Origin of the sequence: Streptomyces microflavus (genome assembly GCF_014650075.1) — a bacterium.
Taxonomy (GTDB): domain Bacteria; phylum Actinomycetota; class Actinomycetes; order Streptomycetales; family Streptomycetaceae; genus Streptomyces; species Streptomyces microflavus.
In genome coordinates, this window is the sequence record NZ_BMUG01000002.1 from 299,815 (window position 1) to 320,811 (window position 20,997).

Annotated in this window: 14 protein-coding genes; 5 read left to right on the forward strand and 9 right to left on the reverse strand. The window is 72.3% G+C overall.

Annotation, left to right across the window (positions count from 1 at the left end; all coding sequences use genetic code 11):
• Positions 1–24 precede the first annotated feature (24 nt).
• The 5 genes from IE264_RS06445 to IE264_RS06465 form a co-directional block, all read right to left on the reverse strand.
• Positions 25–744, reverse strand: a complete 720-nt coding sequence (locus IE264_RS06445; protein WP_032756102.1) for a DsbA family oxidoreductase — start codon at positions 742–744, stop codon at positions 25–27.
• Entirely contained in the window at positions 741–2,624 is a 1,884-nt protein-coding gene (locus IE264_RS06450) for an anthranilate synthase family protein (protein WP_032756100.1), read from the reverse strand. Before IE264_RS06450 ends, IE264_RS06445 begins: the two co-directional genes overlap by 4 nt.
• Entirely contained in the window at positions 2,624–3,247 is a 624-nt protein-coding gene (locus IE264_RS06455; RefSeq protein ID WP_032756099.1) for an isochorismatase family protein, read from the reverse strand. Before IE264_RS06455 ends, IE264_RS06450 begins: the two co-directional genes overlap by 1 nt.
• 73 nt (positions 3,248–3,320) lie before the next feature.
• A complete protein-coding gene (locus IE264_RS06460; protein ID WP_015609611.1) occupies positions 3,321–4,091 on the reverse strand; it encodes a 2,3-dihydro-2,3-dihydroxybenzoate dehydrogenase in 771 nt (256 codons plus the stop codon).
• 64 nt (positions 4,092–4,155) lie between these two features.
• Entirely contained in the window at positions 4,156–5,334 is a 1,179-nt protein-coding gene (locus IE264_RS06465) for a 3-deoxy-7-phosphoheptulonate synthase (protein WP_032756097.1), read from the reverse strand.
• A 443-nt stretch (positions 5,335–5,777) separates the two neighbouring features.
• Here IE264_RS06465 and IE264_RS06470 point away from each other — a divergent pair, with 443 nt between their 5' ends.
• From IE264_RS06470 to IE264_RS06480, 3 genes are all read left to right on the forward strand, one after another.
• Positions 5,778–7,466 carry a carboxylesterase/lipase family protein gene (locus IE264_RS06470; protein WP_032756096.1) on the forward strand — a complete coding sequence of 563 codons (1,689 nt, stop codon included), beginning with the start codon at positions 5,778–5,780 and terminating at the stop codon, positions 7,464–7,466.
• Positions 7,467–7,534: 68 nt separating this feature from the next.
• Positions 7,535–9,391 (forward strand): asparagine synthase (glutamine-hydrolyzing), encoded by a 1,857-nt coding sequence (gene asnB, locus IE264_RS06475; RefSeq protein ID WP_032756095.1) that lies wholly within the window; start codon positions 7,535–7,537, stop codon positions 9,389–9,391.
• A 55-nt stretch (positions 9,392–9,446) separates the two neighbouring features.
• Positions 9,447–10,325, forward strand: a complete 879-nt coding sequence (locus tag IE264_RS06480; RefSeq protein ID WP_032756094.1) for an arylamine N-acetyltransferase family protein — start codon at positions 9,447–9,449, stop codon at positions 10,323–10,325.
• 67 nt (positions 10,326–10,392) lie between these two features.
• Here the strand turns inward: IE264_RS06480 and IE264_RS06485 are convergent, their stop codons facing one another.
• Both IE264_RS06485 and IE264_RS06490 read right to left on the reverse strand, forming a co-directional pair.
• Entirely contained in the window at positions 10,393–11,616 is a 1,224-nt protein-coding gene (locus tag IE264_RS06485; protein WP_032756093.1) for an MFS transporter, read from the reverse strand.
• A 95-nt stretch (positions 11,617–11,711) separates the two neighbouring features.
• A complete protein-coding gene (locus IE264_RS06490; protein WP_032756235.1) occupies positions 11,712–12,785 on the reverse strand; it encodes an alkene reductase in 1,074 nt (357 codons plus the stop codon).
• A gap of 178 nt (positions 12,786–12,963) precedes the next feature.
• On the opposite strand from IE264_RS06490, the gene IE264_RS06495 reads away from it, so the two are divergent.
• Together IE264_RS06495 and IE264_RS06500 are read left to right on the forward strand one after the other, a co-directional pair.
• The gene (locus IE264_RS06495; protein ID WP_032756092.1) at positions 12,964–15,660 is read left to right on the forward strand and encodes a helix-turn-helix transcriptional regulator; all 2,697 of its coding nucleotides are present in this window, start codon (positions 12,964–12,966) and stop codon (positions 15,658–15,660) included.
• A 428-nt stretch (positions 15,661–16,088) separates the two neighbouring features.
• Positions 16,089–17,909 carry a helix-turn-helix domain-containing protein gene (locus IE264_RS06500; protein WP_229887426.1) on the forward strand — a complete coding sequence of 607 codons (1,821 nt, stop codon included), beginning with the start codon at positions 16,089–16,091 and terminating at the stop codon, positions 17,907–17,909.
• Positions 17,910–17,937: 28 nt separating this feature from the next.
• On the opposite strand, the gene IE264_RS06505 is transcribed toward IE264_RS06500, so the two are convergent.
• Positions 17,938–19,164, reverse strand: a complete 1,227-nt coding sequence (locus IE264_RS06505; protein ID WP_015609620.1) for an IS701 family transposase — start codon at positions 19,162–19,164, stop codon at positions 17,938–17,940.
• Between the two features lie 459 nt (positions 19,165–19,623).
• Complete coding sequence (locus tag IE264_RS06510) at positions 19,624–20,838, reverse strand: S8 family peptidase (RefSeq protein ID WP_032756091.1); 1,215 nt, start codon at positions 20,836–20,838, stop codon at positions 19,624–19,626.
• Between the last annotated feature and the right edge of the window lie 159 nt (positions 20,839–20,997).

The window sequence follows — 20,997 nt, forward strand, 5'->3', positions numbered from 1 at the left end:
TATGTCCGCGTATGGGGTCGGCCTTCAGCCGTGCAGCCGCCGCAGCAGCTCCTCCGCCCACCCGTCCTCGTACGCCTCGAACAGCGGGAACCCCCCGTTCTCCGGCGCGTCCGTCCACCGGCAGGTCACCCCGGGGTTGTGCACGGTGTACCCGCCGGGTGCGAACAGGTGCGGGCTGCCCTGTACGTGGGGTCCCTGGGCGATGTCCCACTGGGCGTACACCTCGGACCGGCCCTCGCCCGCGCGCAGCGCCTTCGCCAGTGCCGCCGCGTCCACGTGCTCGCACGCCTCCGCCAGCTCCAGGATCACCGCGTGCACACCGACCGAGCGGCTCCCGGTGTAGAAGGCGTGGCGCAGGGCGGTGTCCAGTTCGTCGGAGGCCCGCAGCCCGCCGACGGCCGGCGACTTGGCGGCCTGCACGGCCTCCAGGGCGGGCAGCATGCTCGACGGGTAGGTCCACTCCGGTGCCGACCAGCGCCGCCAGCCGAGCTCCGGGCGGCGGGCGGCGATAGCGGCGAGCTCCACGTCCACGATGAACTTCGGGGTGGGTTCCCGGTTGAAGAGTTCCAGCGGGAACGCCCGGTGGTCGATCAGGACCGGCAGTTCCAGCCGGGCGGCGGTGGTCCGCAGGGTGTGCAGGGCCAGGGCCGCCCAGGGGCAGCCGATGTCCGACCAGACGGTGAGGACAGGTGAACTGCCCTCCCGGAGTTCGGTGTTGACCAGTGCCGGGTCGTCGTTCGTCATCCGGCGGCTCCCTCGGTGCGTCGCAGCAGTTCGGTCAGCAGATTGCGGGTGATGTGCACCCCGTCGCGGGTCAGTACGGACTCGGCGTGGAACTGGGTGGAGGCGAACCAGGGGCCGCGCAGTCCGTGCACCTCGCCGGTCCGGGTGGAGCGGCTCACCTCGACGGGGCCGACATCCGGGGAGTCGAACTTCTCCTCGTCCGAGACCGCGGCGAACGTGTTGTAGAAGCCCACCCGTTCGCGGCGGCCGAAGAGGTCGATCTCCCGCTGGACGCCCTGGTTGGGCACCTCCCGGCGGATCAGCGGGAGCCCGAGGCGCCGGCTCAGCACCTGGTGGCTGAGGCAGACGGCGAGGAACGGGGTACGGGTGGCGAGGAGCCGGGCCACCGCCGCGTCGAGGTGGGCGATCTTCGGGTCGGTGAGGTCCCGGGGGTCGCCGGGGCCCGGGCCCATGACGGTGAGGTCGTGGTCGGCCGGGTCGTAGGGCTCGTCGAACCGACGCACCGTCACTGTCAGGCCCAGGCAGCTCAGTTGCTGGGCGATCATCGACGTGAAGGTGTCCTCGGCGTCCACCACCAGCAGCCGCCGCCCGGCGAGGTACGCGTCCGGGGCGTGCCGGTCCCCGGCGTGGGCGAGCCAGAAGTCCGCGAGCGAGGAGTTGCGTTCGGCCAGAGCCGCCCTGACCTCGGGGTTGGCGGAGAGCCGGACCTGCCCGCCGGTCTCCAGCGCGGCGAGCAGCCCCGCCGCCTTGGCCCGGGTCTCGGCCGCCTCGGACATCGGGTCGGAGTGGCGTACGAGGGTGGCGCCGACGCCGATCCGCAGGCGGCCGCCGGCGTCGATGTCGGCGGTGCGGATCAGGATCGAGGAGTCCAGGGCGTGGCCGCCGTCGTGGTCGCGGCCCAGGAGCGCCACCACCCCGCTGTAGTAGCCGCGGCCCTCGGGCTCGTACTGGTTGATGACGCGGCAGGCGCTCTCCAGCGGGCTGCCGGTGACGGTCGGCGCGAACATCGTCTCGCGCAGGATGTCGCGCGGGTCGCGGTCGCTGTGCCCCTCGATGAAGTACTCGGTGTGGGCGAGCCGGGCCATCTCCTTGAGGAACGGTCCGATGACCCGCCCGCCCTCCGGGCAGATCCGGGACATCATCTTCAGTTCCTCGTCGACGACCATGTACAGCTCGTCGATCTCCTTGCGGTCCGCGAGGAACTCCATCATCGCGGGCAGGGTCGGGCCGGAGGCCGCGTACCGGTAGGTGCCGCTGATGGGGTTCATCACGGCGAGACCGGCGGTGAGGCTGACATGGCGTTCGGGGGTGGCGCCGACGAAGGTGCGGTCCCCGGTGTGCACGACGAACGTCCAGTACGCGCCGGACTCCCGCTCCAGCAGCCGCCGGAAGAAGGTCAGCGCGGCCCCCGGCCCGTAATCCGTGATGTCCGCCGAGTAGGAGCGCTTGATGACGAAGTTGGCGCCCTTGCCGGTGCCGATCTCCTCGGTGACGACCCTGCGCACGGTCTCGGCGTACGTCTCGTCGTCGATGTCGAAGCCACCGTCGGTGAGCCCGATCGGGGTGTCCGGGATCCGGCGCAGCACCTCGGCCACCGTGCGGGTCTCCTGGCCGGTGACGGTCATCGCCAGGAGCGGTGAGCCGTCCTCGGTGCCGATGAAGCCGCGCTCGGCGATCTGCCGGTACGGGACGAGGACCAGGGCGTCGTGCCGGGCCTGGCCGTGCGGGCCCGACGGGAGCGGGATGTCGGCCAGGGTCTCGTAGGCGCGGACGTCCCCGACCAGCACGTCGAGGGTGCCCTCGCCGGTGGACTCGGGGCGGTACAGCAGGGCGAAGGGCGGTGGATCGGGGGCGAGCACCTGCCCGAGCAGACCGGTCATCAGCCCACCGCCTCCTTGGTGGTGAGCACGACGGCACAGCGGTGCGCGGCGTACTCCACGGTCATCATGTGCCGCTCCTGGGAGAAGTCGGCGATGGCGTCGGCGATCAGGAAGGTCTCGATGTCGTGGGTGAAGGCCTCGACGGCGGTCATCAGCACGCCGACATGGCCGTAGACACCGCAGACGACGAGCTGGTCCCGGCCGGATGCGCGCATCCGCTCCAGCAGGTCGGTGCGGAAGAAGGCGCTGTAGCGCCACTTGGTCAGCATCCAGTTCCCGGGTACGGGAGCGAGCTCGTCGACCACCTCGCGGTCGGCGGGCTCGCTGCGCATCCCGGGGCCCCAGAAGTCCTTGAGCAGGCCGCGCTGTTCGGGGGTCATGCTGCCGGGCTGGGCGGTGTACGCCACCGGCATCCCGGCGGCGGCCGCGTGGTCCCGCAGCCGGGCGGCGTTGGCCAGCAGCGGGTCGCGGAGCTCGGGTGCGAACGGCTGGAGGAAGTACCGCTGCATGTCGTGGACGAGCAGGACGGCCCGGTCGGGGTCGATGCTCCACCGGGCGGTGTTGTCGGGAAGGTCGCCGCGTTCCGGGAGCGGGTACGGCGGGATGGGGGCGATGCCGGCCATGGGTTGTCCTGATCCTTTCGGGAGGGTTCTGTCGGAGTCGCCGGACACACCCCGGGGGCGCGCGTCCGGCCGGTCAGGCCCCCAGCGAGGCGCCGCCGTCCACGGTCAGGTCGTGCAGGGTGATCTGGGCGGCCCGGTCGGAGAGCAGGAACGCCACCGCCTCCGCGACATCGGCGGGGCGGCCGATCCGGCGCAGCGGGATGCCGACGCGGTACGCGGCCGGGGAGCCGTCGAGGGTGTGCTGCTCGGCCGCCCGGTCGTGCCACATCGAGCGGAGCATCGGGGTGTCGGTGGAGCCGGGGGCCACGGTGTTGCAGCGGATGCCGTACTCGGCCACCTCAAGGCCGAGCGACTTGATGAGGAGCGTCGCGGCGGCCTTGGAGGCGGCGTAGGCGGCCATCCCCGCCCGGGGGGTGACGGCCGCGTTGGAGGTGACGGTGACGATCGCGCCCCGGGCGCGCGGGATCATCCGGTTCACGACCGCCCGGGAGACGTTCAGGACGCCGGTGATGTTGACGTCGAGCATGGCCCGCCAGTCCTGGTCGGTGATCTCGCTGACCGGCCCGAGCCGCAGCACCCCGGCGGCGTTGACCAGCTGGTCGACCGGCCCGACCCGCTCCTCGACGGCCGCCACCACGGCGTCGACCGCCGCGCTGTCGGACACGTCGACGGGGAAGGCCGTCACCGGCAGGGACTCCGCCCGGAGTTTGGCGACCTCCTCGGCCAGCCGGCCGGCGTCGCGGTCGACCGCGGCCACCGCCGTTCCCTGCTCGGCGAGCAGCCGGACCACGGCCGCGCCGATACCGCCGGCGGCCCCGGTGACCAGTGCCGTGTGCTCTTCCACCTGAACTCTCCTTCGTACGAGGGGTGTACGGGTGTGCAAAGGGGTCTGCGGGACGTGTCCCGGCTCAGTCGCGCCAGGCGGCGATGACGGAGACCGCCTGGGAGGCGGTGAGGCGGGGGTCGCAGAAGCTCGTGTACTTCTCCCCGACCTGGTGGGCCCGGGTCTCGTTGCGCACGCACTCGGTGACGTCCTCGGGGGTGGTCTCCAGGTGGATGCCCCCGGCCGTGCCGTCGGCCGAGCGGACCGCGGTGAGGAAGCCGCGCACCTCCCGCTCGACGTGCTCCAGATAGCGGGTCTTGAGCCCTTCGCCGGTGGTCACGGTGTTGCCGTGCATCGGGTCGCAGAGCCAGCTCACGGGGTGCCCGGCCGCACGGACGGCCGCGACGAGGGCGGGCAGCCGCTCCCCCACGGCGCCCGCGCCCATCCGGGAGATCAGGGTGAGCCGTCCGGGCTCGCGGTCGGGGTCCAGCCGCTCGCACAGGCCGAGCAGGTCGGCGACGGTCATCGACGGGCCGACCTTGCAGGCCACCGGGTTGGCGATGGAGGCGAACAGCTCCACATGGGCCCCGTCCAGTGCGCGGGTCCGCTCGCCGATCCACGGCAGGTGGGTGGAGGCCAGCCACCGGGCGCCGGACTCGTCCCTGCGGAGCATCGGCAGCTCGTAGTCGAGCAGCAGCGCCTCGTGGCTCGTCCAGACCGGCGGGTCGATCGCCCGGCCGGGCTCGCGGGCGGTGCTGTGCCAGCCGAGGTGGCCCATCATCTCGCCCGCCGCGTCGTAGCCGGTCAGCAGCCGGGACGGGTCGGGGATGCGGCCCTTGGGGGCGGGTTCGGGGCTGTTGACCATATGGCCCCGGTAGACCGGCAGTTCGACCCCGCCGACATACTCCACCGGCTGCGAGCGGGGCTTGGCGAACTGGCCGGCGATCCGGCCGATCCGCACGATGGGCTTGTGCGAGGCCATCTTCATGGCCCCGGCCAGCAGGTCGAGCACGGCGGCCTTCCGGGCGACGTACCCCGCGCTGGACTCCATCGGGTCCTCGGCGCAGTCACCCGCCTGGACCACCTGCGCCTCGCCGATGGCGACCCGGGCGAGGATCTGCCGGAGGTCGCGGACGTCCTCGTAACGGACGAGTGCCCGGCGGCCGGACAGGGTCCGGCGCACTTCCTCCAGTCGTTCGGCATCGGGCCAGTCCGGTTGCTGGAGCGCGGGCCTGAGCCGGATCTCGGACACGACGTTGTCCACTGGTGCCTCCACGGTCGCATGGCGCGAGCGGGGAACCGCTCGCTGTCGGGGGTGAGTCGGTGCGGTGCCGGCAAGCCCGTCGCGGGCTTCGTCGATGACGAGGCGGCGTCCGGGGGGTCCCGCGCCACTCGGTCCACGGACGACCCGAACCCGCGGGTCAGGAGGGGGCGGCCGTCCCGCCCTGGTCCGGCTGCCGATCCTGGGCCGGATCGCGGCGGCTGCCAACCGGCGGGGGCGCAGTTCGTCAGGTGACGCGGATTCCATCAGGTCTACCCGCGTCCAGCGGCTCCGACCTGACGGACTAGCCGGTCGGGCCTGGGCCGGTGTCGCGGACGGCATGCACCATGAGGCCGCTCCCGCCCCCTGCTCCGCGTCCGTTCCGGCGCACAGGGGTGTCCTGCCGTTCAGGGCGGGACGCCCCCCAGGCCCCTGGAGACCTTTCGATGACATCAGGCAACAGCTCCGGCCTTCCCCGGCGCACGTTCGTCGCCACCGCCGCGGCGGCCGCGGCAGCGGCGGCGACCGCCGGTTCGATCCGGCCGGCGGCGGCCGCGTCCGCCTCCCACCAGCCGTCCCGGCCCCGCAGCGGATCGGTCACCGTCCGCACGACCGCCGGCCGTATCGCGGGCCAACGGCTCGACGACGTCACCGTCTTCCGGGGCGTCCCCTACGCGGCCCCGCCCGTGGGGCCGCTGCGCTTCGCATCCCCCCGGCCGCCCGAACCGTGGAACGGGGTGCGGGACGCCACGGCCTTCGGCGCCCCCGCGCTGCAGACCGACTACCTGCCGGACAGCAGCGAGGACTGTCTGTACGCCAACGTGTGGACGCCGAGCACCAGCGGCCGCCGGCCCGTCGTGGTCTACATCCACGGCGGCGGCTGGTTCCTCGGGGCGGGCAGCGAACCCGACTACGACGGGGCCCGACCGGCCGTACGCGGCGACCTGGTCGTCATCAACTTCAACTACCGTCTGGGGCTGCTCGGCTGGGGACTCCACGAGGAGTTCACCGACCGGCGGACCTCGTCCTTCGCCAACTGGGGCCTCCAGGACCAGGCGGCGTTGCTGCACTGGGTCCAGGCCAACGCCGCGGCCTTCGGCGGGGACCCGGGCAACATCACGCTGGCCGGGACCTCGGCCGGCGGGTCGAGCACCTGGCAGCTGAGCCTGCTGCCGCAGCTGCGCGGGGTGATCAGGCGGGCCGTGCCGATCAGCGCCAAGCACGTCTGGAATCCGGCGAGTTCGACGACCCCGCAGGAGTCGCGCGAGGTCTACGCCCTGCTCGCGTCACGGCTCGGCACCACGGTCGCCGGACTGCGCCAGGTGTCGGGCCACGAACTGAAGGCCGCCTGGGAGGAGCTGTACTCCGGCGATCCCGCCGAGCGGCCGGTGACCGGCTGGCGCGAGTACCGGGGGCCGGTGCCCGACGGGCAGTGGATGCGCGGCTACGACCATGAGCTGCCCACCCCGCGGATACCGGTCATGCCGGTGTACGCCCGTACCGAGGGATCGTTCTTCACCGCCGGACCCGGCTACCCCTACCCGGGGCCCCACCCCACGAACGACGCCGAGCTGCGCGAGGCCGTGTTCATGGTGCTCCGCAAGGGCAGTGCCCGGGCCGGCCTCCGGGATGCGGACCAGGTCATCGCCTTCTACCGCAAGGCGGCCGTGCGGGGCGGGCTGCCGCAGGACCCGATGTCGCTCTGGACCGAGATATGGGGCGACGGGCTCTTCCGCTACCAGATCGTCCGGCTCGCCGAGCGGCACGCCCGCGAGGGCAGGTCGCCGCAGTACCTCATGGAGTTCGCGCATCCGGTGCGCGCGCCCTACTCCGGCACCCCGCACGAGGCGACGTCGAAGTTCCTGTTCGGCTCGCACGCACTGCCCGTCAACGAGCCCGCCTACGGTGACGGCCCCCTGGAGCGCCAGGTCTCGGACACCCTGATCGACCTGATCGCCTCCTTCGCCCGCGACGGCAGGCCGGTCAGCCCGCACGCCCCGGCGTGGCCGGAGTTCTCCCCCCGTATCCCCAGCACGATGGTGGTCGGCGGCCCCGACGTCGCCCGCGTCTCCACGACCTTCAAGGCGGACCAGCTCCGCTACTGGGACCGGGCGGGCTGGGTGCCCCGCACCTAGGAACCGCCGTCCGGCTCCCGTACAGCGCTGTTGACACGGCTGAACACAAGGAAAGGAACCGAGGCACTATGTGTGGACTCGCAGGCTGGGTCGGCTACGACCGCGATCTGTCCCGACTGGGCGCTACGGCCGAGGCCATGACCGCCACGATGGCGTGCCGGGGCCCGGACGACGAGGGGGTGTGGACGGCTCCCCATGCGGCGCTCGGCCACTGCCGGCTCTCGGTCATCGACCTGGAGGGCGGCAGGCAGCCGATGCACGTCACCGCGCCCGACGACGGCCTGCCGGTCGTCGTCTACACCGGTGAGGTCTACAACTTCCTTGAGCTGAAAGAGGAGTTGAGCGGTCTCGGCCACTCCTTCCGCACCTCCAGCGACACCGAGGTGGTGCTCCACGCCTATCTGGAGTGGGGCGAGGAGTTCGCGGAGCGGCTCAACGGGATGTACGCGCTGGCGATCTGGGACCCGCGCACCGAGGAACTCCTGCTGGTCCGGGACCGGATGGGCGTCAAGCCGCTGTTCTACTACCCGACCCGCGACGGGGTCCTCTTCGGCTCCGAGGCGAAGGCGATCCTGGCCCACCCGGAGGCGGAGGCGGTCGTGGACCGCGAGGGCCTGGCCGAGATCTTCGCCATCATCAACACCCCCGGGCACGCCGTCTTCAAGGGCATGCACGAGGTGGTCCCCGGCACGACCGTCCGCTTCGGCAAGGACGGCCGCACCACCCGCACCTACTGGGAGCTGACGGCCCAGCCGCACGGCGACGACCTCGACACCACCATCGCCCAGGTCCGCGAGCTCCTGGACGACATCGTCCGCCGCCAGCTCATCGCGGACGTGCCGGTGGGCACCCTGCTCTCCGGCGGACTGGACTCCAGCGCCCTCACCGCGCTGGCCGCCAAGACCTTCCGGGACCAGGGGCGGTCCGAGCGCGTCAAGGCGTTCTCGATCGACTTCAAGGGCAACGACGAGGCCTTCGCCGGCAACGGGATCTGGCAGGACCCCGACACCCCGTACGCCGTCGAGGTCGCCGAGCACTGCGGCGCCGAGCACATCGTGGTCGAGCTGGAGAACGCCGACGTCCTGGACGAGTCCATCCGCGCCCGGGTGCTGCGCTGCCAGGACCTCCCCATCTCCACCGGCGACATGGAGCACTCGCTGCTGCACCTGTGCACCGCGCTGAAGCGTCAGGTGACCGTCGCCCTGTCCGGGGAGACCGCCGACGAACTGTTCGGCGGCTACAACTGGTTCTTCGACAAGGAGGCCGTCGAGGGCGACACCTTCCCCTGGTACGACGCCTGGCAGCGGCTCGGCGGTCTGGACACCATGAAGGAGATCGGCCTCTGGGACCGGCTCGGCCTTGAGGAGTACGTCAAGGCGCGCTACGCCGAGGCGCTGGCGGAGGTCCCCCGGCTGGAGGGCGAGTCCGGCCGCGAGGAGCGGATGCGGGAGCTCACGTACCTCAACATCTCCCGCTGGGAGAACTTCCTGCTCGACCGCAAGGACCGGATCAGCATGGCCGCCAGCCTGGAGGTCCGGGTCCCCTTCACCGACCACCGGCTCGTCGAGTACGTCTTCAACGTTCCGTGGGAGATGAAGAACTTCGACGGACGCGAGAAGAGCCTGCTGCGCGCGGCCGTGGCGGACGTGCTCCCGGAGTCGGTGCTGACCCGCAAGAAGAGCCCGTACCCCTCCACCCAGGACCTGGAGTACGTCCGGGCGCTGCGCGACAAGGTCGCCGCCCTGCTGGACGAGGGTTCGCCGGTGCTGGCCCTGGTGCCGGCGGAGTCCGTCCAGCTGCTGCTGGACAAGCCGCTGGAGTCGTACGCCGGGCTCGGCGGGCTGTGGGGGACGCGCGCGGTGATGGAACGGCTGGTCGAGTTCAACACCTGGGTCACCCTCTACGGGGTCCGGGTCGAGGCGTGACACCGACCCCGGCACCCTGCGGATGTCCGCGACCCCATGAAGGAGTGATGACCCGATGTACGCCACCGGGCTGCCTGTCGACGTCGACCACTCGCCCGAGTGGGGCGCGGACAGGCTCGATCTGGACGCCTACCTTCGGCGGATCGGATACGAAGGCGCGCTCGACGGATCGCTGAAGACCCTCCAGCAGCTCCACCGCGCCCATATGAGCACCATCTGTTTCGAGAACATCGACATCGCGGTGGGCCGCCCGGTGTCGCTCGACATGGCGGACCTGGAACGGAAACTGGTCCGCTCCGGCCGCGGCGGCTACTGCTACGAGACCAACCTGCTGTTCGCCGCCGTACTCGACCGCCTCGGCTTCCCGGTGGTCCGGATACTCTCGCGCATCCGGGAGGGGGACACCCGCCGGCGCTTCCGCTCGCACACCTCCCTGCTGGTCAGGGCGGTGGACGAGCCGGAGACGGTGTGGCTGGCCGACCCCGGCTACGGCTACGCCGGGCTCATCGAGCCGATACCGCTGCGCGAGGGCGCGCTGAGCACCATGGCGGGCTGGAGCTGGCAGCTGGGGGTGGACGACGACCACTGGGTCCTGCGGAACCAGAACCCCGAGGGCGGCTGGACGGACCTCTACGCCTTCCGGCCCGAGCGGCAGTACGAGGTCGACTACCGGGCGGCCCACTACGTCAGCTCCACCCGGCCCGGCTCCCCGTTCGTCAACCGGCTCGTGGCACAACGGGGTTCGGAGACCGTACGGCACCGGCTGCGCAACGACGTCCTGGTGACCGACCATCCCGACGGACGCACCGAGCGGGCGGTCCTGAGCCCCGACCAGGTGGTGGCGGCCCTGCGGGAGAAGTTCGGTCTCACCCTGAGCGACGAGGACGTCTCGCTGCTCCTGGCCTTCCTGCACCGCGGGGAGAGCGACCTCTGACGCCCGGCGCGTACGGCGAGGGCCCCGGCACCTGGTGCCGGGGCCCTCGCCGTACGCGCGCCACGTCCTACAGCAGCGAGACGATCGCCGGGCCGAAGGCCGCGCCCAGCAGATAGCAGAGGTTGAACAGGCCGATCGCGGCGGGCCGTTCCTCGTCGGGCACCGCCTTGGTGGAGTGCACCGCGAAGACGCCCTGCCCGGAAGCGGCCGCGATCGAGGCGAGGGCCTGCGCGAGGAGCAGCAGCACCGCGACGACGCTCACCGAGGCCAGCACCACACCGGCGACGCTCAGGGCGACCAGGGTGATGATGACCGGCTGCCGGCCCACCTTCGCCGACAGGGCGACCACCACCCACGACAGCGCGCCGCCCAGCAGCAGCGGCCACACCATCGCCACGCCGATCTTGCCGCTGGACCACGAGGTGTGGTCGGAGAGGGCCTCCGGCACCGCGAACATCAGCCCGAAGTTGACCGCCGCGAGCAGGAACGCCAGCACCGAGGAGATCAGGAAGACGGGGCTGCGTACCACCACCGCCGGAACGAACCCCTGCGGCTTGCTCCGCAGATGCCACACGAGCGCGGCGATCGTCACCACGGAGAGGATCCCGGCGACCGGCGGGTAGTGCGGCACGAAGACCAGGGCCGTGACCACCGCCGTGAGCAGCACCGCGCCGAGCCCGTCGAAGGCGGCGGTCGAGGTGGGCCTGGTGGAGGCCCGTCCGATGATGACGAGCAGGGCGATCAGGCTGAGCGCGGGCAGCGCCAGGGTCGCCTGCCAGTTGATCGCGTCGTTGACCAGCGAGCCGACCAGCGGGGCGGTCGAGCCGACCACCGCGAGCGAGGCGGTGACGAAGCCCATCGAGCGGGCGGAGTTCGTCAGGCTCATCGCGATGGAGGTCAGACCGGCGGTGCCGAGCGCCTGGAGCGCGCAGCCGATGATGACGGCCGGGAGCAGCGGCACGGTGAGCACCAGGAGGGCGCCGAGCAGCACCAGCGCCCCGCAGGCGCTGAGCGCGGCCCGGGCACCGCGGTGCCGGAGCAGGCCGGTCATCAGGGGGGTGCCCACCGCGATGCCCCAGCCGAAGGCGGTGACGCCCCAGGTGACGGTTCCGGTGGTGGTGGACAGGTCTCGGGCGATGTCGTCCAGGACCAGCGCGGGTCCGGCGATGCCGAACGAGAGCGGTCCGGCCATCAGCCCCAGCCAGTAGGTGGGGATGCGGGCGGTGCCGGGTGCCGTGGGGTCCGCGTTGTCGGGGCGCGCGGTGCCCGGACCCGCGAGGGATTCACTCATCGGTCCTCCAGGGGTGAGGGATTGGCCGGGCGCGCGTCGCCCGCGCGGATCCGGTCCGGCACCGCCCGGTGTGCCGGACCGTCACGCGGCCGGGGTCAGGCGGACAGCGTGGGGTAGTCGGTGTAGCCGCGGCTGTCGCCGCCGTAGAAGGTGCTCGCCTCCGGCACGTTGTACGGGCCGCCGGCCTTGATGCGCCGGTCCAGATCCGGGTTGGCGAGCCAGAGCGAGGCGAGGCTGACCGCGTCGGCCAGGTCGTCCTGGAGGACCTCCAGCGCGGCCTCGGGGGTCACCGAGGCCTCGGCGCCGGTCTTGTGCGGGTTGAGGATCAGCGTGCCCGGCCATTCGGCCCGGACCAGCTCGGTGACCTCGCGGTGGCCGAACTCCATGACGTGCACATAGGCCAGGTTGTACGGGGCCAGCGTGCGGATCAGCGTCCGGTACAGCTCGGCCGGGTCGCTCTCGCCGACGCCCTCTGCGGTCGATCCGGGAGAGATGCGGATCCCCACCCGCTCGGGCCCGATGGCGTCGCTGACGGCCCGCGCGACCTCGTCGGCGAACCGCACCCGGTTCTCCACCGAACCGCCGTAGACATCGGTGCGCCGGTTGGAGCCGTCGGCGAGGAACTGGTGGATCAGGTAGCCGTTGGCCCCGTGCAGCTCCACCCCGTCGAACCCGGCGTCCACCGCGTGCTTGGCGGCGGAGACGAAGTCCTCCACCGTCCGCGCGATGTCCTCCAGGGTCATCTCGCGCGGGACGGGGTGGTCGACCATGCCGTCGGGGGTGTACATCTGCCCGCCGGTGGCGATGGCCGAGGGCGCCACGGGGAGCGCGCCGTCCGGGTAGAGGCTGGGGTGGCCGACCCGGCCGGAGTGCATGAGCTGGACGAAGATCCGGCCGCCCGCGGCGTGCACCGCGTCGGTCACGCCCCGCCAGGCCTCGGCCTGCTCCGTGGAGTGCAGGCCGGGGGTGTCGATGTAGCCCTGGCCGATCACGCTCGGCTGGGTGCCCTCGGTGATGATCAGCCCGGCCGAGGCGCGCTGGGCGTAGTACTCGGCGGTGAGCGCGTTCACGGAGCGGTCGGCGGAGCGGCTGCGGGTCATCGGTGCCATCACGAGACGGTTCGGCAGGGTCGTCTTGCCCAGGCGCAGCGGCTTGAACAGCTCGTCCATGGTGTCCTCCAGCGGGTCGTGATCATCGGCGGATGTCCTGATCACAACGGTAGGAGCGGCGCCCTGGCGGCGAATCCGTAGTCTCTACTGCCCCGGGTACGTATTCACGGGTAAGTAACATGGGACCGTATACCGATGGCATGCGGGCGGGTCGTCAAGCGGGTGGAGGGGGACGTCGGTGCTGTACGGGCGAACCACCGAACAGGAGCGGCTGGAGCAGTTGCTGGCCGGGGCGCGGGCCGGCTGCAGTGGTGCTCTTCTGGTACGCGGCGAGGCGGGCATCGGCAAGACGGCACTGCTCGACTGGCTCGCGGCGACGGCTCTGCGGGACGACGGGAACGACGGCCGCGAGCTGCGCATCCTACGGGTCACCGGTGTCGAGCCGGAAGCGGATCTGGCCTTCGGCGGCCTCGTCCAGCTGCTGTGGCCGGTGCAGGACCGGCTGAACGCCCTGCCCGAGCCGCAGGCCGCCGCGTTACGGGCGGTGCTCGGCACCGGACATGAGGAGCGCGGACCCGACCGCTTCCTCACCGGGCTCGCGGTGCTCACGGTCCTCGCGGATCTCGCCGAGGACGGGCCGCTGCTCTGTCTGGTCGACGACGCCCAGTGGCTGGACCAGGCCACCGCCGAGGCCCTGTTGTTCGCCGCCCGCCGGCTGGCCGCCGAGGGCGTGGCGATCGTGCTGGCCGGCCGCGACGACGGCTTCGTCGCCCCGGGCATTCCCGAACTGCAGCTGTCCCGGCTGAACTTCGAGGACTCCTCGCGGCTGCTGGCCGACCGGGGCAGGGCCCCCGCTCTGCGCTCCCAGATCATCACCGAGTCTGCGGGGAACCCGCTCGCGCTCATCGAGTTCGACTCCGCACGGCGTGACCAGCCGCATCAGCACGCCCCCCTGCCGGTCGCGGACCGCGTGTTCTCGGCCTTTCGGTCACAGATCGGCAAACTGCCGGAACGCACCCGGCTGATGATGCTGATCGCGGCGGCCGAGGGGCGGGGCGATCTGCCCCTGCTGCTGAGGGCGTCGGAGCTGCTGGGCGTGGACCTCGGCGATCTGGAGGAGGCCGAGCGGACCGGCCTGATGTACGTCATGGACGGCACGGTCACGTTCCGGCATCCGCTGATCGCCTCGGCGACGTACCAGGGTTCGGTGCTCGCCCGCCGGATCGCCGTGCACCGGGCGCTGGCCGAGGCCGCCGAGGACCCCGACTGCCGCGCCCGGCACCTGCTGGCGGTGGCCACGGGGCCGGACCACGAAGTGGCCCTGGAACTGGCGGCGGCGGCCGGGCGGGCCCGGGGCCGTACCGCGTACGCGGCGGCCTCCGGTCTCTTCCGGCACGCCGCCCGGATCGCCACCGACCACGGCCGGCGCGCCTCCTGGCTGGCCGAAGCGGCCGCGCTGGCACTCACCGCGGGCCACGCCGCACAGGCCGACCGACTCGCCGTGGAGGCCCAGGAGTTGGCGGACGATCCGGCCGTCGGCGCCCGGATCGCCTCGGTGCGCGCGGCGGTCGTCTTCGAGCTGGGCGACCAGAGCGAGGCGGCCCGCGGCCTGCTGGCCCGCGCCGGGGGCACCGCCACCCCGGAGACGACCGCCCTGCTCCGTACCGCCGCCGCCTACGGCTGGCTGGCCGGGGACGGGGACGCGGTGCGCGCCGCCGCCGGCCGGCTCGCGGCGGCCGGTGGCGCCGATCCGCTGGTCGAGGGGCTGGAGCGGCTCTGCGACGACGACGCCGCCCATGGAGTGCCGTTGCTCGCGCGGTTCCTGGAGGGCCGGCTCGACGCACCCGACACCCGCGCCGTCGACGAGCAGGCCGTCCGGATGCTCGCCCTCACCTGCGGCACGGTCCTCGGCGACGACGAGGCGGCCCTCGACCTGGCCGCGGCCGAGGTCCGGTGGTGCCGCTCCCAGGCGCTGATCGGTGAACTCCCGTACGCACTCGACGTCCTGTCGCAGAACCAGGTGCTGGCCGGACGCCACCGGGACGCCGAGGCCGCGGTGGCCGAGGCGGAGGAGATCGCCCGGGACACCGGGCTGCGCCGGCGCCTGGCCCGTCTCGGTGCGGTGCGCGCGCGGATCGCGGCCATCGAGGGCGACGCACAGCGGGTCCGCGAACTCGCGGACGCCACCCCGGCGGCGCTGCGCACCGGGGTGGACTGCGCACGCGTCCTGCTCGACCTGGGTCTCGGCGACTTCGACGCGGCCCTCACCCGGCTGGACCCGCCGCCGCCCGGCCCGGACCGGTACACCTGGCTGTCCCTGTCCACCGCCGCGGACCAGGTCGAGGCCGCGGTGCGGCTCGGCCGGCCGGAGCGCGCCGAGGCGGCCATGCGCCACTTCGAGAACTGGGCACGGGCCGGGACCCGGCCCCGGACGGCCACGACCACCGCGCCCTGGGCGCAGGCGGTCGTCCTCAGATGCCGGGCGCTCCTCACCGACCGGCCGGAGCACTACACCCAGGCACTGCAGCTGCACGAGAAGGGCGGCCGGCCCTTCGAGCGCGCCCGTACCGAGCTGCTGTACGGCGAGTGGCTGCGCCGGGCCCGGCGGCGCAACGAGGCCCGTGGCGTGCTGCGTTCGGCGCTGGCCACCTTCGAGCGGCTGAAGGCGGAGCCCTGGACCCGGCGGGCCGGCGCCGAACTTCAGGCCGCGGGCGAGCACCTGGTGACGGCCCGGATGCTCGCGGACAATCTGATCGACCGGCTGACCCCGCAGGAGCTCCAGGTGGTGCGGCTCGCCAAGGACGGCAGCAGCAGCCGGGAGATCGCCGCGCAGCTGTTCCTCAGCCCGCGCACGGTCGAGCACCACCTCTACAAGGCGTATCCGAAGCTCGGCGTGGGCTCGCGGCAGGAGCTCGTCCTGCTCGATCTGACCTGAGCCGTCGGCGGAAGTTGTTCACCCTCCGGTTTCACTGCCTTCACAGCCGCAGCTCCGGCCCCACCATGCACTCCGAGCACGGGGGTCCGGCAACCGCTTGCCCCCGAAAATCCTTAGGCGAAAAGTGCGCTGCCTACCCCTCGGCGCCGTTCTACGGTGCCCGGACCACCTCCCCCTGAAGATCAGGGCACATTACGCTTCCGAGGGGTGCAGAAAGCGGAGTGGCGGTGCGGCTGGACGGACCGCGCCGGGGCCGCTGACCAGAGATGATGCCGGGCCGCACAACGGGGGATCACGTGTTAAGACACGAAGCCGAGGCGAACATCGACGCCGTCGCCATACTGGAGCTATTGGCCTCCGACGCGCCGCCCGACCGATTCGAATCGCTCCTCACCCTGGCCCGTTCCGCGGGAATGCCAGGACCCCAATTGGACCGATTGGAAAACGCGCGGAAACTTGGTCTGCACATCTATTCCCAGCTCGACCGCAGGCAGCAGCGCGAGGCGAGCCTGTCGGCGCTCGTGGACATCGCCCGTGAGCTCTCCGCCCCCTACGACCTCAAGACACTTCTCAAGGTGACCACCCGCCGGGCCCGGATGCTGCTCGGCGCGGACATCTCCTACATCACCCTGCTCACCGCGGAGAAGGGCACGGCCCGGGTCGAGGCCAGTGACGGGCACGTGTCGTCGTTCCATGTGGGGATGCAGATCCCGCACGGCGCCGGGAGCAGTGACGTCCTCACCACCTCGGCCCCCTTCTGGAGCGCGGACTACCTCAGCGACGCGCGCTTCCCCCACCACGAGCGGCTGGACGAGATGGTGCGGGCCGAGGAGCTGCGCGGCATCATGGCCGTCCCCCTCAGCCACGGCAGCGGTCCGTTCGGGGTGCTGCACGTCGCCGACCGCGAGCCCCGGCACTTCTCCGCCGACGAGGTGTCCCTGATGAGCTCGCTGGGCGACCTCGCGGGTGCCGTCATCGAGAAGGCCTGGCTGATGGACCGGACCGCCGCGGAGATGGAGATGCTCCAGCGGCGCACCGACGAGGCGGAGGCCGGCCACCGGCAGTGGCAGGAGGTCGGTGACATCAACGAGTTCCTCATGTCCCAGGTGCTCTCCGGGTGCGACCTGCAGAGCCTGGTCGAGGAGGCGTCCGACGGCCTCGGCGGGGCGCTGACCGTCTGCGCGGGCGACGGCACGGTGCTGGCCACCACCGCCGGGGCCCAGCCCGACGACGACCTCATGATCTCCCGGGCCATGATGGACGCGCACGCCGCCGGGAAGGCGATCCGGGTCAAGAACGGGGTGTGGGCGGCCCCCGTCCTGATGGGCGACGAGAACCTGGGCGCGCTGCTGCTGCGCACCGAACGCCCGCTGTGGGAGTCCGGCATCCGGCTGCTGGGCCTGGTGGCGCAGGCCACCGCCGTCCTGCTGCTCATGCAGAACAGCCACGGCATCGTGATGGAGAGCCAGGCCCGCGACGGTTTCCTGGACGACCTCGTCAACCGCACCCGCTCCACACGGGAGCTGGACCGGCGGGCCCGGAAGCTGGGCGTCGCCCTGGAGGAGAGTTACGTCCTCGTGGTCGCCAGCCCGGTCGGCGACGCCCGGCGCAAGGCGATGATCTGGGCCTCCTCCTACGCGCACCGCAAGGACGGGCTGAAGTCGGAGCAGTCGGGCCGGGTGGTCTTCCTGCTGCCCGGCACCGACGCGGCCGAGGTCGCCCGCGAGGTGCACAACGACCTCTCCCCGCTGCTCAGACATCTGGTGACGGTCAGCGCCGCCGGTCCGGTCTCCGGTGCCGCCCCGATCCACCGGAGCTATCTGGAGGCGCTGCGCTGCCTGGAGGTGATGGGCGCACTGGGCCTCTCCGGCCGGTCGGCCGCCGCCTCCGAGCTGGGGTTCCTCGGGCTGCTCGTCTCCGACGACCACGACGTGGACGGGTTCATCGATTCGGTGATCGGTCCGGTGGTGCGCTACGACCACCAGCGGCTCACCCAGCTCACCGACACGCTGGAGGCCTTCTTCAACGCCTGCGGATCCCCCACGCACGCGGCGAAGGAGCTTCATGTGCACCCCAACACCGTCGCTCGCCGCCTGGAGCGGGTCAACGAACTGCTGGGCGAGGGGTGGCAGCACCCCGATCGCGCCCTGGAAGTGCAACTCGCCCTGAAGCTGAAGCGGATGCGGTCGGCCCTGATGGGGCGGGACCCGCACGCGGACGGCTCCCGCCCCGGCACCGACGTGGAGTGAACCGGCCGGGCGGTGTTCCGGCCCCGGCTCAGCACGCGGAGCGGACCTCGTCGCCCGCCCGGCTGAGGGCGACCACGGTGTGCGCGGCCGAGGCGAGGGTGACGTGGCGGTGCCAGCCGGCGAAGGAGCGCCCCGTGTAGTCGCGGATGCCGACCCGCTCGGCGGTCTCCCGGAAGTCGTGGTCCACCCGGTCGACGAGCCGGGTGAGCCGGTGGAGTTCGCCCGGCGGGACGTCCGTCATGTTCGTCAGCCACAGCTCGGCGGGCCACGCCCGCCCCTGCTCGCCCACCCCGAGCAGCACCAGTTCACCGCTGTGCCGGCGCGGCGGCCGCACCGCGCCCGGTATCGCGGTCCGGACCGCCGCGACCAGGCTCCGGCGTAACGGGCGCCCCGGCCCGTGGGCGCGCCAGGCCACCGGCCGGCGCAGGTCCCGGGCGGTCGCCATGATCTGGTGCGCGGTCGACGCCCCGGTCCGGCCCCGGAGCAGCGGGTCGGTGACGTCCAGCCTGGTGCCCCCGGGCACCCGGGCCAGCACCCGTACGCCCGCCCCGTGGTAGGCCCGCACGGTCGCCGCCGCGTCCGCCGCGTCGGCGCCGTGGCCGTCGAGCACCACCGGGCAGTCCGGCAGGCCCCAGCTCCGCATCATGCCCAGGTACGCCTCGTGGACGCAGTCGGCCGGCGACTCCGACGCCACGGCGTCCGGGATGGACGCCTGCGTCCGGCGGGCACCGTCCTCCAGCCAGGCGTCGGAGAGGTGCAACCGCCAGTTGACCGGGAAGCTGCCGGCCTCGGAGGCGGCCCACACCCCCACCGCGTACTGCGCGTTGAGCACCTGGCCCGTATACGGAAGGAACTGGCGCTCCACTCCGACCGAGTTCTCCCCGGCCTTCGGGATGACCATGGACCGGGCGACCCACGCCTGGGGCGGGGCTACCCGCACCACATGCTCGGCCAGTGCCCGGCGGACCGGCTTCCAGCCCCAGGTGGAGCTGGCGACGAAGTGGTGCAGGCTCTGTTCCGTGGCGCTGCCGCCCAGGACGGCGGCGATGTTCCGTATCGACTTGCGGCCCTCCGCCGCTATCAGCGCCTGGAGGTAGTGCATTCCGCGCCGGCGCTGGTCACTGCGCGGCAGGGAGAGGAACAGGCGCGATCCGAGCTCGCCGAGCACGATGTCTTCCACTCCGGACGCTTCGGGTGGCAGGCTGTACTGCTCGCCCGACAGTCGGTTGTCTGTGTATGGAGCAGCGGAAATCATCCCTGTGCCTTTCCTCTCGGCTGCGCATCCGGGTCCTTCGATCCCTACGGTGCGGGCCGGGCGGGCGGCATGCCTAGGTGCTCCGGACACCGGCTTGCCCGGTGAAGTGGTGCCCGGTGCACCGACCCCATAAATCGGGTGGGGCGACTGCGACCTGGGTCACGTGGCCGACGGTGGCACGGGCACCACGCAACCCGTCCGTAACGCGCGTGCACCGGACCGATACACGGACGGCGAGCCGCATCGCCGCACCACAGAGGGCATGACCGGCCGGGTGTGCCCGGACCCCTTGCACAGAGCGTGAGCTGTTCCTGAACTCCGCTCACCTTCCGTGCATGCTCCTGTGCGGGCCCTGTGCATCCCTCCGGAACGCACAGGGCCGGTGGCCGTACGGGGGCCGATCCCCGTACGGCCACCGGCCGTTGAGCAGCGCGTCTATCGCGTCACGGCGTCACCGCGTCACGGGACGAGCCGGAGGAGCTTGTTCGGGGAGCCGGTTCCGATTCCGCTGAGGACGTTGTTGGTCGCGCCGTTCACGAGGGCCGTGCCCACGGCGGCCGGGGAGGCGCCGGGGTGGTTCGTCAGGTAGACCGCGGCCGACCCGGCGACGTGCGGTGCCGCGAAGGACGTGCCGTTGCCGGTGTAGGTCGCGGTGTCCGAGGTGGCCCAGCCGGCCGTGATGTCGGAGCCCGGGGCGAAGAGGTCCACCAGGGGCCCGTAGTTGGAGTAGCTGGCCCGCGCGTCGGTCCGGGTCGTGGCACCGACGGTGAGCGCGGTCGTCACCCGGGCGGGCGAGTAGCCGGACGCGGGGGCGTTGGAATTGCCGGCCGCGATGGCGTACGTCACGCCGGACGCGATCGACCGGCGCACCGCGTCGTCCAGGGTGGGGCTGGGGCCGCCGCCGAGCGAGACGTTGGCGACGGAGTTGGAGACGTGGTTGGCGGTGATCCAGTCGACCCCGGCGATGACCCCGGCGGTGGTGCCGGAACCGCTGTTGTTGAGGACCCGTACGGCGACGACCTTCGCCTTCTTGGCCACGCCGTACGTGGTCCCGGCGGCGGTCGTGGCGACGTGCGTGCCGTGGCCGTTGCCGTCCTGCGCGACGGCGTCGTTGTCGACGAAGTCCCAGCCGTTCGAGGCCCGGCCGACGATGTCCTGGTGGCTGATGCGGACGCCGGTGTCGAGGACGTAGACGGTGGAGTTGATGCCTGCGGAGTCGGGGTAGGTGAACGTGCCGTTCAGCGGCAGGTTCGGCTGGTCGATCCGGTCGAGGCCCCAGGGCGCGTTGGTCTGGGTGGCGGTCGAGTGGACCTTCTGGTCCTGCTCGACCGAGGCGACCGCCGGGTCGGCGGCGAGCCGCCTGGCCTCGGCGCCGCTGAGCTGGGCGGCGTACCCGTTCAGCGCGGATGTGTAGGTGCGCGTGATCCGGCCGCCGTAGCCCGCTATCAGCTTCGTGCCCTGCGTCGCGGACGCGGTGAACCCGGCCGTCTCCTTCAGCGTGACGATGTAGCTGCCGGGAACCGCGCCTTCCGCCCCGGCCTGGAGGACTCTGCCCTCGGGCGCGGGGGCCGCCTGCGCCGGTAAGGAGGCGCCTGCTCCGACGGCGAGCGCCAGTGTGGTGGCCGCGGCGATCGATCCGGCGATCCTTCGCTTGGTGGTGCGCACTGCTGCCATGAAGAAGTCTCCTCGAATGTCGGCGCGCCAGGGGTTCACGCGCCGGGGATGCGGCGTACGGGGTTTCGTCCGCCGCATCCGACGATGGGGCCGTGCGTTCGGGCGGGGCAAGGACGCCTGACGAGATGTCATGCTCGCGACATACAGGTGTCGCAGCGT

Coding starts and splice junctions, on each gene's coding strand:
- IE264_RS06445 (WP_032756102.1), bottom strand. CDS start 744: ATGACGAACGACGACCCGGCACTGGTCAACACCGAACTCCGGGAGGGC.
- IE264_RS06450 (WP_032756100.1), bottom strand. CDS start 2,624: ATGACCGGTCTGCTCGGGCAGGTGCTCGCCCCCGATCCACCGCCCTTC.
- IE264_RS06455 (WP_032756099.1), bottom strand. CDS start 3,247: ATGGCCGGCATCGCCCCCATCCCGCCGTACCCGCTCCCGGAACGCGGC.
- IE264_RS06470 (WP_032756096.1), top strand. CDS start 5,778: ATGACATCAGGCAACAGCTCCGGCCTTCCCCGGCGCACGTTCGTCGCC.
- asnB (WP_032756095.1), top strand. CDS start 7,535: ATGTGTGGACTCGCAGGCTGGGTCGGCTACGACCGCGATCTGTCCCGA.
- IE264_RS06480 (WP_032756094.1), top strand. CDS start 9,447: ATGTACGCCACCGGGCTGCCTGTCGACGTCGACCACTCGCCCGAGTGG.
- IE264_RS06485 (WP_032756093.1), bottom strand. CDS start 11,616: ATGAGTGAATCCCTCGCGGGTCCGGGCACCGCGCGCCCCGACAACGCG.
- IE264_RS06490 (WP_032756235.1), bottom strand. CDS start 12,785: ATGGACGAGCTGTTCAAGCCGCTGCGCCTGGGCAAGACGACCCTGCCG.
- IE264_RS06505 (WP_015609620.1), bottom strand. CDS start 19,164: ATGATTTCCGCTGCTCCATACACAGACAACCGACTGTCGGGCGAGCAG.
- IE264_RS06510 (WP_032756091.1), bottom strand. CDS start 20,838: ATGGCAGCAGTGCGCACCACCAAGCGAAGGATCGCCGGATCGATCGCC.